The organism is Zoogloea sp., assembly GCF_017302315.1.
Classification (GTDB): Bacteria; Pseudomonadota; Gammaproteobacteria; order Burkholderiales; family Rhodocyclaceae; genus Zoogloea.
The window spans coordinates 59,201-71,269 of the sequence record NZ_JAFLDT010000008.1 but is presented as its reverse complement, the minus strand read 5'-3'; the positions used below and the strand labels follow the sequence as shown (position 1 = coordinate 71,269).

The following is a 12,069-nucleotide window of genomic DNA, read 5'->3' as shown; positions in this document are numbered from 1 at the left end:
GGCCAGGCCTCCTTTTTTCGTGCTGCGTCGGATTACGCAGCGAGCTGGGCCTTGGCTTGTTCGGCGAGCGCCGCAAAAGCGGGCTTGTCGAAAACGGCCAGATCAGCCAGCACCTTGCGGTCCACTTCGATGGAGGCCTTTTTGAGGCCATTCATGAAGCGGCTGTAGGTCAGACCGACTTCACGCGCGGCGGCGTTGATACGGGCGATCCACAGGGCACGGAACTGACGCTTGCGTTGACGACGGTCGCGGTAGGCATATTGCCCCGCCTTCATCACCGCCTGCTTGGCGATCCGATATACGTTCTTGCGACGACCACGATAGCCCTTGGCTTGATCGAGGACTTTCTTGTGACGGGCACGTGCGGTTACACCGCGCTTAACTCTGGGCATTGCGTTCTCCTAAATCAGGCGTAGGGCATCATGGCGCGGATGGACTTTTCGTCCGCAGCGTGCACGGCAGTCATGCCGCGAAGCTGGCGCTTGCTCTTGGTCGTCTTCTTGGTCAGGATGTGGCGCTTGAACGCCTGCGAACGCTTGATGCTACCGCTAGCGCGGACCTTGAACCGTTTGGCGGCCCCGCTCTTGGTCTTCATCTTGGGCATGAAGTACTCCAGCTTATGACATGGCCCCGGGTGGCTTCCGACTTCCGGAAACGCTTCAACAACCCGTCACCACTTGTTTCCGGCGCACTATGCTGTGCGCCGTGCTCCGGCACCGTGAGGCGCCGAAATTTCCTTAATGCTTTTTCTTCGGCGCGATGACCATGATCATCTGGCGCCCTTCCATCTTCGGCATCTGCTCGACCTGTCCGACTTCTTCGAGGTCGGCCTTGACGCGCTCAAGCTGACGCATGCCGAATTCCTGGTGAGCCATTTCACGGCCACGGAAACGGAGGGTCACCTTCGCCTTGTCACCTTCGTTCAGGAATTTGATCAGGTTACGCAGTTTGATCTGGTAGTCGTTCTCGTCCGTACCCGGACGAAGCTTGACTTCCTTGACCTGAATCTGCTTTTGCTTCTGCTTGGCTTCGTGGGCGCGCTTGGCTTCTTCGTACTTGTACTTGCCGAAGTCCATCAAGCGGCACACGGGGGGTTTGGCCATGGGCGCAATCTCCACGAGATCAACGCCAGCTTCTTCCGCCGCTTCCAATGCAGCACGCAGAGTGACGATGCCGATCTGCTCACCGTCCTCACCCGTCAAGCGCACTTCCGGCACACTGATTTCGCCGTTTATGCGCAGCTTCTTATCCTGAGCGATGGTTCAATTCTCCATGAAAACAAAAAATATCAGGCCGTGCCGGCAAACGAATTCGCTTCGTCTTGCCAACGCTCGACAATCTTATCGAGGGACATTTGACCGAGGTCTTGATTACCCCGAGCGCGGACGGCCACTACATTTGCTGCCTTTTCCTTGTCGCCGACAACCAGCAGATAAGGCAGCTTACGAACGCTATGTTCGCGTATTTTATAAGTAATCTTCTCGTTGCGCAAATCGGCCTCAACCCGGAAGCCACGCGAGCGCAAGGTTTTGACGACTTCCGTGACGTAATCCGCCTGGGCTTCCGAGATATTCAGCACCACCGCCTGCACCGGCGCCAACCACAAGGGCAGCGCACCCGAGTAGTTTTCGATCAGGATGCCGATGAAACGCTCGAGAGAGCCGAGAATCGCCCGATGCAGCATCACCGGGGTATGCCGGCCGTTGTCCTCACCGACATATTCGGCACCAAGGCGGGCCGGCATGGAGAAATCCACCTGGACGGTGCCGCACTGCCAGGAACGGCCAATGGCGTCCTTGATATGGAATTCGATCTTCGGGCCGTAGAAGGCCCCTTCGCCAGGCAGCTCGTCCCACTCGAGGCCACTGGCACGCAATGCAGCGCGCAGCGCATTTTCCGCCTTGTCCCAGACCTCGTCCGACCCCACCCGGCTATCCGGGCGCAAGGCCAGCTTGACCGCCACATCCTTGAAACCAAAGTCCGCATAGACCTTGCGCACCAGGGCATTGAAGACGGTGACCTCGGCCTCGATCTGATCCTCGGTACAGAAGATGTGACCATCATCCTGCGTAAAACCTCGCACCCGCATGATGCCGTGCAGTGCCCCCGACGGCTCGTTGCGATGGCACGCGCCGAATTCGCCATAGCGCAGGGGCAGCTCCCGATAGGAACGCAGATCGGAATTGAAAATCTGGATATGACCCGGGCAGTTCATGGGCTTCACCGCATAGTCGCGACTTTCCGACTCGGTGGTGAACATGTTGGCCTTGTAATGCTCCCAATGCCCCGACCTCTCCCAGAGGGAGCGATCCAGAATCTGGGGGCAGCGCACCTCCTGATAGCCGTTGTCGCGATAGACCGCCCGCATGTACTGCTCAACGGCCTGCCAGACCGTCCACCCGTTGGGGTGCCAAAACACCAGGCCCGGCGCCTCCTCTTGCAAGTGAAACAGATCCAGCTGCTTGCCGAGACGCCGATGGTCACGCTTTTCGGCCTCTTCGAGCATGTGCAAATAAGCCTCCTGCTCTTCCTTCCTGGCCCAGGCGGTACCGTAGATGCGCTGCAGCATCTCATTCTTCGAGTCGCCACGCCAGTAGGCGCCGGCCACCTTCATCAGCTTGAAGACCTTGAGCTTGCCGGTGGACGGCACATGAGGCCCACGACACAGATCGACAAAATCACCCTCGCGATACAGCGAGACATCCTGGTCCGCAGGGATCGAGGCGATGATCTCGGCCTTGTAGTGCTCGCCGATGGACTTGAAATAGGCCACCGCCTCATCCCGCGGCAGCACGCTGCGTTCAACCCGGATGTCGCGTTTGGCGAGATCAAGCATGCGCGCCTCGATCTTCTCGAGATCCTCGGGCGTGAATGGACGCTTGTAGGAGAAGTCGTAATAGAAGCCGTTCTCGATCACCGGCCCGATGGTCACCTGCGCGTCCGGAAAGAGCTCCTTCACCGCATAGGCCAGCAAGTGCGCCGTGGAATGACGGATGATCTCGAGACCTTCCGGATCCTTGTCGGTAACGATGGCCAGCGCCACATCCGTTTCAATAAGGAACGAGGTGTCCACCAGCTTGCCGTCAATCTTGCCGGCGAGGGCCGCCTTGGCCAGACCGGAACCGATGGAAGCGGCGACCTGGGCGATCGTCACGGACTGCTCAAAACTGCGTACGGAACCGTCGGGCAAGGTGATGTTGGGCATGATGACTCGCTCGGGGGAAAAATTCTGGGCAAAAAAAAAGTGCGGACGAGCCGCACTTTTTCTTTTTGGAAAACGCCTTACAGCAGACTCGTCAATGCTTGTCTTGGCCGCTGCAAGTTCGAGACATTCGCTTTCCTTCTCAGGTGTTTGGTAGGCGCGATTGGACTCGAACCAACGACCCCCACCATGTCAAGGTGGTGCTCTAACCAGCTGAGCTACGCGCCTAAGAAGCCCGCATTATAGACGAGCCCTATAGTTTGTCAACGATTACTTAGATTTATTTTACTGACCCGATGGTCTGCCATGCCGCCAGAAATCGTTTCCAGTGGGGGGCATCAATGCGGCCAAGGGCCTCCCGGACGAATTCGATCTCGGCCGCGCAGGCAACCTTGTCGAGAGCGCCCCGCATGCACTGAAAACGCAAGTAAACAAGATAGGTGTTCACAACGTCGGTTTCACAGTAATCACGTATCTCGCCAATCCGGCCTTCGCAATAGCCCTTCCATACGGCCGAGCCATCCATTCCGAGCTTACCCGGAAAGCCCATCAACTTCGCCAGATCATCAAGAGGCGCATTGGCACGGGGCTGATACAGCGCCAGAAGGTCCATCAGATCGAGGTGGCGAGTATGGTAGCGCCCGATGTAGTTGTTCCACTTGAAATCCCGGGAGTCGTGATAGTCCCCGTCACCAAGATCCCAGTAGCGCGGTGCCGACACCCCATGGAGCATTCCCCGGTAGTGAAGAACCGGCAGATCGAAACCACCCCCATTCCAGGAAATCAGCTGAGGGGTGAAACGTTCGATGCCGTCGAAGAAGCGCTGGATGATCTCGCCTTCACTGCACTCGGGTTCGGATAGGGAGAAGACCCGAAACTGGTTCGCATCCCTCAAAACACAGGAGATGGTGACGACGCGCTGGAGGTGGTGTGGCAGGAAGTCGGAGCCACCGGATGCACGACGCAACTGAAAAGCGTACTCGGCCACTTCCTCGCCACTTAGCTCGTCGGGCAGTCCGTGCAGGGAACGGATACCCTGCACATCGGGGATGGTCTCGATATCAAAGACAAGCGTTGCAGCCATCGTCATCTTCAGGCGGGGAACACGCCAGTGGACAGGTAACGATCGCCCCGGTCGCAAACGATGGATACGATAACCGCGTTCTCGACCTGTTCGGCCAGCCGCAAGGCCACATGCAGCGCACCTCCGGAGGAAATTCCCGCGAAAATGCCCTCTTCCCGGGCCAGACGCCGTGTCATCTCTTCCGCGTCGGCCTGGGCCACGTATTCCAGCTGATCAACCCTGGCCTTGTCGTAGATCCGGGGCAGATAGGCTTCCGGCCACTTGCGGATGCCGGGAATCTGGGCACCGTCAGTGGGCTGGCAGCCAATAATGCGAATGGCGGGATTCCGGTCTTTCAGGTAGCGGGAAACACCCATGATGGTTCCCGTCGTACCCATGCTGCTGATGAAGTGGGTGATGGTGCCACCGGTCTGCTCCCAGATCTCCGGGCCGGTTCCATCCACATGGGCCTGGGGATTGTCCGGGTTGGCAAACTGATCGAGGATGACGCCCCGCCCCTCGTCGCGCATGCGCTCCGCCACGTCCCGTGCAAGCTCCATCCCCCCTTCCTTGGGTGTGAGCACCAGCTCTGCACCAAACGCTCGCATGGTCTGGCGGCGCTCGATGCTCTGGTTCTCGGGCATGACGAGAATCATGCCGTATCCCCGGATCGCGGCGGCCATGGCAAGGGCGATCCCCGTATTGCCGCTGGTCGCTTCGATCAGGGTCTGGCCAGGCTGGATATCTCCCCGGGCCTCACCGCGAAGGATCATGGACAAAGCCGGACGATCCTTCACCGAACCTGCCGGATTGTTCCCTTCGAGCTTGGCCAGGATCACGTTGTTGCGCCCCGCCGTGATGCGCTTCAATCTGACCAGCGGGGTCTGGCCCACGTAGTCTTCGAGAGTCTTGAATTCCATGTTTCGATCCACCGGATGTCGGATTGGAGAATGGGAAGATAATACCGAATGCCGGCGCAGGGGGTTGCGGCGATGGACGATACAGCCTGAAACTGAACGGGCCATCACTCCCTGCATGATGAAAAAAAGCACCCTGCGGACGTCCCCGCATACCCGGACACGGAAGGCCTCAGGGGCGTCCAATGCTCAAACAGGTGCCCCCATCGCGGGATGATTGCAGATCAATAAGGTTGCCCCCATCGAAGATGACCGGACTCTTCGGCTTCTTCAAGGCACGGCTCAATCTTGCCCACCCCGGCAAGACGGGCACCGGACTTCATGTAAGCCCGATGGACTCAGGGCGTCAGATCGAACTCCTCGGTACGCTTGGGCGGGTAGGTCTCCCACCCACCGCAGGCCGGGCACCGCCAGTAAAACTGCCGAGCCTTGAATCCACAGGCGTCGCAGCGGTAGCGCGCAACGCGTCGGGTGTGTCCATGCACGAGACCTTTGACAAGTTCGATGTCCGTGCGCTGTTCAAGGGGCGCCGTCAGCAGGGCGGCCTCAAGGAGCTTGTCGAGCCCAAGGAGCGTCGGATTGCGACGCAATTCGTCCCTCACGAGCTGGTAGGCAGCCACTGGGCCCTCCTTCTGCAGCTCCCATTGGAACAGGGCATCCAGCAAATCGAGGGAGGCATATTGCTCCAGATAGCTGCGCAGTAGCTGCATTCCTTGATCAAGCTCACCAAGACGGCGATAGGCGTCCATCAGCCGTTCGGCCACCAGGGCCAGATAGACGGGGTTCTGGCTCTCGACGCGCTTCCAGGCTTCCAACGCAGCCCGGTCGTCACCTTGGGCAACATGCAGATCGCCGAGCAACATGCTCGCACGCACGCATTTCCGGTTCGTTTCCAAGGCCCGCATCAAGCTATAACGCGCCTCCTCAAACCGCGAGTTGGCCATGTCCGCCGATGCAAGTTCGCAATGGAAATTCGCCATCTCCTTTTCCCACAGAGCACTCTCGTGTCCGGGAAGTGCCTCGGCCGTCTCGATGGCCTTGCGCCAGTCCTTCTCCTGCTGATAGATATCGAGGAGATTCTTGAGGGCAAAATCGTTAAGGCGACTCCCTCTCAACTGCAGGAACACCGCCTCCGCCCGATCGAGGAGCCCGGCCTTCAGAAAGTCGAGGCCGAGTTCCGACAAGGCCTGCAGTCTCTGATCCTCCGAAAGGTCGTCACGGTCGATGAGGTTCTGGTGCATGCGGATCGCGCGATCCGTCTCCCCCCTCCGCCGGAACAGGCTACCCAGGGCGAAATGCAGCTCGACTGTCTGATTGTCGATCTTGACGGCTTCGATGAAGGCATCGATCGCCTTGTCAGGCTGCTCGTTGAGCAGAAAATTGAGACCAGTCAGATAGGTACGGGGCAACGCCCGCGACTCCTTGACCAGGTGCTTGATGTCGATTCGGGCAGCCAGCCAACCCAGTGCAAAGAAAAGGGGAAAAGCCAACAACCACCACAGCTCGAATTCCATGGAATCAGTAGCTCTCCGGCAAATCGGGACCGTGGGCGATGGGCACCCGAGCGCGGGGGTCGGCCGGCGGGGATGCATCCCGATCACTCAGCACCCCGACTTCGCGGCGCTGACGATAGACGGCGGTGAGGGTTGCAGTGACACCGATCAGCACGCCGACAACCACGAACAGGAGAATGACAAGAACCAGCGGGACCTGCCACTGGGCTCCAAAAAAGAAACGCAAAACGACGACATCGTCATTCTTGACGGCGAAGCCGAAAAGCAACAGAAACAGGAAGAGTCGTAAGACCCATATGAGCGCGCGCATGCCCGAAATTATCCCCGACGTGGACAAAAAAAAGAAGGCGGCTTTCGCCGCCTTCAGGATCGAGCCTTCGGCCTCCGGAACCGGAAACGCCCGACAAGGGGATTACCCCATCATGTCGACGCGTTCTCGCAATTCCTTGCCGGCCTTGAAGTGCGGAACGTATTTCTCCGGCACCTGAACCTTCTCCCCCGACTTGGGATTTCGCCCGACGCGGGGAGGACGGTAATTCAAGGCAAAGCTGCCAAAGCCGCGGATTTCGATGCGATCACCCCGCGACAGGGCGTCGGTCATCGCATCGAGAATCATCTTAACCGCGAACTCGGCGTCCTTCGCGACCAGCTGGGGAAAACGCTCCGCCAGCCGGGCGATGAGCTCCGACTTGGTCATGCCCGAACCGCTTACTTCTGCTCGTTGAGCTTGGCCTTCAGCAGCGCACCGAGGTTGGTGGTGCCGCTGGCAGCCGACGCGCTGTCAGACGCCAGCTTGCTCATTGCTTCAGTTTGTTCGACCTGATCCTTGGCACGGATGGACAGATTGATGCCACGGGTCTTGCGATCAACGTTAACGATCATCGCCTCGACGGTGTCGCCAACCTTCAGCAGCAGGGACAGATCATCAACGCGATCACGGGAGAACTCGGACGCACGCAGGTAGCCTTCGACGTCGTTGTTCAGGCCGATCACGGCACCACGGGCATCCACGCTGCGAACAGTACCGTTCACCAGGGTGTTCTTGTCGTGGGTGGCGATGAAGTTGGTGAAGGGGTCGCCATCGAGCTGCTTGATGCCGAGGGAGATGCGCTCCTTCTCGACGTCGATGTTCAGCACCACGGCCTCGACTTCGTCGCCCTTCTTGTACTGGCGAACGGCTTCTTCGCCGGTCAGGGACCAGGACAGGTCGGACAGGTGCACCAGACCGTCGATACCGCCTTCCAGGCCGATGAACACGCCGAAGTCGGTCAGGGACTTGATCTGACCACGGACCTTGTCGCCCTTCTTGTGGTTGATGGCGAAATCGTCCCACGGGTTGGACATGCACTGCTTCATGCCCAGGGAGATACGACGACGATCTTCGTCGATTTCGAGGATCATCACTTCGACCTCGTCGCCCAGCTGGACAACCTTGGTCGGGTGAATGTTCTTGTTGGTCCAGTCCATTTCGGACACGTGAACCAGGCCTTCGATACCCTGCTCGACTTCGACAAATGCGCCGTAGTCGGTGATGTTGGTCACCTTGCCGAACAGGCGGGTGCCCTGCGGGTAACGGCGGGAGATGCCGACCCACGGATCTTCGCCCAGCTGCTTGAGACCCAGGGAGACGCGGTTCTTTTCCTGGTCAAACTTGAGCACCTTGGCCTCGAGTTCGTCGCCCACAGCGAGAACTTCGGACGGGTGACGGACACGGCGCCAGGCCAGATCGGTGATGTGCAGCAGACCATCGATGCCGCCCAGATCCACGAATGCGCCGTAGTCGGTGATGTTCTTGACGATACCCTTGACGACAGTGCCTTCCTTGAGGGTTTCGAGGAGCTTCTGACGCTCTTCACCCATGGAAGCTTCAAGCACTGCGCGACGGGACACGACCACGTTGTTGCGCTTGCGGTCGAGCTTGATGACGCGGAATTCGAATTCCTTGCCTTCGAACGGGGTGGTGTCCTTGACCGGACGCATGTCCACCAGGGAACCCGGCAGGAACGCACGGATGCCATTGACCATGACGGTCAGGCCGCCCTTCACCTTGCCGGTGATCATGCCCTTGACGAGGATCGCGTCGTTGAGTGCCTTGTCGAGGTCGTTCCAGGCAGCGATGCGCTTGGCCTTGTCGCGGGACAGGCGGGTTTCGCCGTAGCCGTCTTCGAGCTGCTCGATGGCGACCTGAACGTAATCACCGATTTCGGTGGTCAGTTCGCCGCGATCGGTGCGGAATTCCTCGATGGGGATGTAGCTCTCGGACTTGAGGCCGGCGTTGACGACCACGAAGTTCTGGTCGATCCGCACGACTTCGGCGGTGATGACTTCACCGGCGCGCATTTCCTGGCGATTGAGGGACTCCTCAAACAGGGCGGCAAAGCTTTCCTCGAAGGAAATAGGGGTGGCAGTGGACATATGTGAAAAAGAACCTTACAACCGTCGCGAGACGGCTCCTGGTTGACAAACCTTCCGTGCCCGGGCGGGCACGAAAGACCTTAATTGCGAAGTACTGAGGCCCGTTCTACAACGAAATCGACAGCCTGCTGGACAGTCATTTCGGAGGTATCGAGCAGCAAAGCATCTTCGCCTCTCTTCAGAGGCGCCACGGAGCGTTGGGAATCCCGCGCATCCCGTTCATGCAGGTCTCTGAGGAGATCGTCCATACTAGCAGTCATTCCTTTACTGATCAACTGCTTATAGCGGCGTTCGCTACGCGCCTCCGCCGAGGCCGTCAGGAAGATCTTGAGGGCGGCGTCGGGAAACACCACCGACCCCATGTCCCGCCCCTCGGCAACCAAACCGCTCCCGCGGCGAAAAGCTCTTTGACGGGCAAACAGGGCGTCCCGCACCGCCGGAAGAGCTGCCACGCGAGAGGCGCCCGCCGAACAGGCCTCGCTGCGAATCGCGTCCGTGACATCATCCCCATCCAGCAGAACACGATCATCCTGGAAACGGACTGGCAGCGTTGAAGCCAACGCAGCCAGTTCAACCTCGGCATCGAAGGCGAGGCCCTTACGCAGGGCGGCCAAGGCCACGATCCGGTAGAGGGCACCACTGTCGAGGTGATCAAAGCCCAAGGCCAGGGCCACCTGGGCGGCGACCGTTCCCTTACCGGACGCGGACGGCCCGTCGATGGCCACGACAGGAACCGGTGTGGCAATGCCGGAGAAAGTCTGGAAATACTCCGGGAAAGTTTTGTTCACACACTTGGGATCATTGATCCGCACATAGGGCCCACCCAAGGTCGCCAGCGAGAAACACATGGCAACCCGGTGGTCGTCATAGGTGTCGATGACTGCAGACTGAAGGCGCTCCGGCGGTATGACGCGGAGGCTTTCCGGAAATTCGTCCACGGTCGCACCCAGCTTGCGCAACTCGGCCGCCATTGCGGCGATGCGATCCGTCTCCTTGACCCGCCAGCTACCAATATTGCGCAGCGTACACGGTCCGTCCGCAAACAAGGCGGCTACCGACAGGGTCATGGCCGCGTCGGGAATGTGGTTGAGATCCAGATCAAAGGCCTTGAGGCGACCGGATGCCGGCGCACGTGCCTCGATCCAGTCTTCACCCCAGGTAATTTCCGCACCCATGACGGCCAGGGCGTCGGCGAATTTCACATCCCCCTGGATGCTGCGCCGCCCCGCGCCGACGACGCGCACCGGACCGCCGCCAAGCGCACCGGCAGCAAGAAAATAGCTGGCGGTGGACGCGTCCCCCTCCACCGAGATCCGGCCCGGCGAGACATAGCGCTGGCCCGGTTGCACGACGAAGCGGCTCCAGCCATCCCGCTGCACCAGCACCCCGAAACGCTCCATGAGGTTGAGGGTAATCTCCACGTAAGGGCGGCTGATCAACTCCCCTTCCACTTCAATGACGAGGGGTTTGTCCCGCGCCACCAGTGGCGCGGCCTGCAACAGCCCGGTGAGGAACTGGCTCGACACATTGCCCCGCACGCTGACCCGATCGGCGTCAAGCTCGGCAGGCTGCAGCGCCAGAGGCGGATAGCCCTCCTGCCCCAACCACACAACCCGGGCTCCAAGCTGCTTGAGACCATCCACGAGGTCGCCGATGGGACGCTCGTGCATGCGCGGCACGCCGGACAGGCGCACCTCTGCCTGGGCATCACCGCAGCCGGAGAGGGACGCGACAATGGCCGGAACGAGGGTACGGATGCTCAGCCCGGAATTACCGACGAACAAATCCGCTCGCAACTGGGGAAAGCGCCCGTTGCAACCGACCACGCGCAGCGCGGCCCCCTCCTCCATGACGCACACGCCCAGGGCGGAGATGGCATTGCGCATCACCCGGGTGTCATCGGAGTCCAGCAGATCCTCGACCAGAGTCTCTCCCTCGGCCAGGGCTGCAAGCAGCAGGACGCGGTTGGAGATGCTCTTGGAACCGGGAAGACGTACCGTGCCGGCGGCCTTGCGCATCGGCGGCAGATCAATGAATTCCATGAAAAATCCTTGTATCACTCGCCCGAAGGCGTCGCTGGGAAAGCCTTGTCGGCCCATTCGTTACGGGCCCGGCTGGCCTCGTCGAAGACGGCTTCGAGCGCGGGTCCGTCGCCTGCCAGGAGCAGCGCTCGAAGATAGGCCAGCTCGGACAGGTAAGCATCAAGTTCGGCCACAAGGGAATGGCGGTTGGCCACGCAGATGTCGCGCCACATCTCCGGATGACTTCCCGCCACTCGGGTGAAGTCGCGAAAACCACTCGCCGCGTAGCTGAAAAGCTGCTCGGCATTGGCCCGGCCGGCCAGATCATGGACCAGACCGAAGGCCAGCAGGTGGGGCAGATGACTGACCGCAGCAAACACACGGTCGTGTTCCTGTGGGCTCATCTCGTGCAGCACCGCACCACAGGCGGCCCATAGCTCGCGCACCCGCAACACGGCCTCGGGCGCATTCTCGGGCAGCGGCGTTACCACCACCTTGCGCCCGCGGTACAAATCGGCACGGGCGGCGGAAGGCCCGCTTTTCTCGGCCCCTGCAATGGGATGCGCGGGTACGACCTGGACCAGATGGGCGCCCAGATGACGATAGATCGCCTCGATCACATCCCGTTTCGTGCTACCCGCGTCGGTCACGATGGTATTCGGACCCAGGTGGGGCGCCATGGCCTGCGCCACCGCCTCCATCTGGCCGACGGGCATGGCCAGCAAGACCATGTCCGCCCCATCTAGGGCCTCGGCCCAGTTGGTGGAAATCTCGTCGATCACACCGAGCTGCCGTGCCTCGGCGAGGGGGCCGGGGCGGCGACCGATGCCCACCACACGTTCAACCAGCCTTGCCTGGCGCAGGGCCAGCGCAACCGACCCGCCAATCAGGCCAACGCCGCACACCACAAGTTTCTCGATCTTGCGCACGGCGGGCC

12 protein-coding genes and 1 tRNA gene are annotated in these 12,069 nt (G+C 60.4%); all 13 read right to left on the bottom strand.

Annotated elements, in window-relative coordinates:
- Positions 1–32 precede the first annotated feature (32 nt).
- A complete protein-coding gene (gene rplT, locus J0L98_RS04715; protein WP_141349527.1) occupies positions 33–392 on the bottom strand; it encodes a 50S ribosomal protein L20 in 360 nt (119 codons plus the stop codon).
- A 14-nt stretch (positions 393–406) separates the two neighbouring features.
- Positions 407–604: a 50S ribosomal protein L35 gene (gene rpmI, locus J0L98_RS04710; RefSeq protein ID WP_169145625.1), complete on the bottom strand. Its 198-nt coding sequence runs from the start codon at positions 602–604 to the stop codon at positions 407–409.
- Between the two features lie 133 nt (positions 605–737).
- Complete coding sequence (gene infC / locus J0L98_RS04705; protein WP_324460026.1) at positions 738–1,259, bottom strand: translation initiation factor IF-3; 522 nt, start codon at positions 1,257–1,259, stop codon at positions 738–740.
- Positions 1,260–1,288: 29 nt separating this feature from the next.
- Entirely contained in the window at positions 1,289–3,205 is a 1,917-nt protein-coding gene (thrS, locus tag J0L98_RS04700; protein ID WP_296410372.1) for a threonine--tRNA ligase, read from the bottom strand.
- A 148-nt stretch (positions 3,206–3,353) separates the two neighbouring features.
- Positions 3,354–3,430 (bottom strand) — tRNA-Val (locus J0L98_RS04695).
- Between the two features lie 52 nt (positions 3,431–3,482).
- Positions 3,483–4,286: a 3'-5' exonuclease gene (locus J0L98_RS04690; RefSeq protein ID WP_296410371.1), complete on the bottom strand. Its 804-nt coding sequence runs from the start codon at positions 4,284–4,286 to the stop codon at positions 3,483–3,485.
- Between the two features lie 8 nt (positions 4,287–4,294).
- Complete coding sequence (gene cysM / locus J0L98_RS04685; RefSeq protein WP_296410370.1) at positions 4,295–5,185, bottom strand: cysteine synthase CysM; 891 nt, start codon at positions 5,183–5,185, stop codon at positions 4,295–4,297.
- A gap of 335 nt (positions 5,186–5,520) precedes the next feature.
- Positions 5,521–6,696 (bottom strand): lipopolysaccharide assembly protein LapB, encoded by a 1,176-nt coding sequence (gene lapB, locus J0L98_RS04680; RefSeq protein WP_296410369.1) that lies wholly within the window; start codon positions 6,694–6,696, stop codon positions 5,521–5,523.
- 4 nt (positions 6,697–6,700) lie between these two features.
- A complete protein-coding gene (locus J0L98_RS04675) occupies positions 6,701–7,006 on the bottom strand; it encodes a lipopolysaccharide assembly protein LapA domain-containing protein (protein WP_296410368.1) in 306 nt (101 codons plus the stop codon).
- A 102-nt stretch (positions 7,007–7,108) separates the two neighbouring features.
- A complete protein-coding gene (locus tag J0L98_RS04670) occupies positions 7,109–7,393 on the bottom strand; it encodes an integration host factor subunit beta (protein WP_079434022.1) in 285 nt (94 codons plus the stop codon).
- 11 nt (positions 7,394–7,404) lie between these two features.
- Positions 7,405–9,111 (bottom strand): 30S ribosomal protein S1, encoded by a 1,707-nt coding sequence (gene rpsA / locus J0L98_RS04665; protein WP_296410367.1) that lies wholly within the window; start codon positions 9,109–9,111, stop codon positions 7,405–7,407.
- Positions 9,112–9,191: 80 nt separating this feature from the next.
- A complete protein-coding gene (locus tag J0L98_RS04660) occupies positions 9,192–11,153 on the bottom strand; it encodes a bifunctional 3-phosphoshikimate 1-carboxyvinyltransferase/cytidylate kinase (RefSeq protein WP_296410366.1) in 1,962 nt (653 codons plus the stop codon).
- 14 nt (positions 11,154–11,167) lie between these two features.
- Positions 11,168–12,061: a prephenate dehydrogenase/arogenate dehydrogenase family protein gene (locus J0L98_RS04655; protein ID WP_296410365.1), complete on the bottom strand. Its 894-nt coding sequence runs from the start codon at positions 12,059–12,061 to the stop codon at positions 11,168–11,170.
- Positions 12,062–12,069 lie beyond the last annotated feature (8 nt).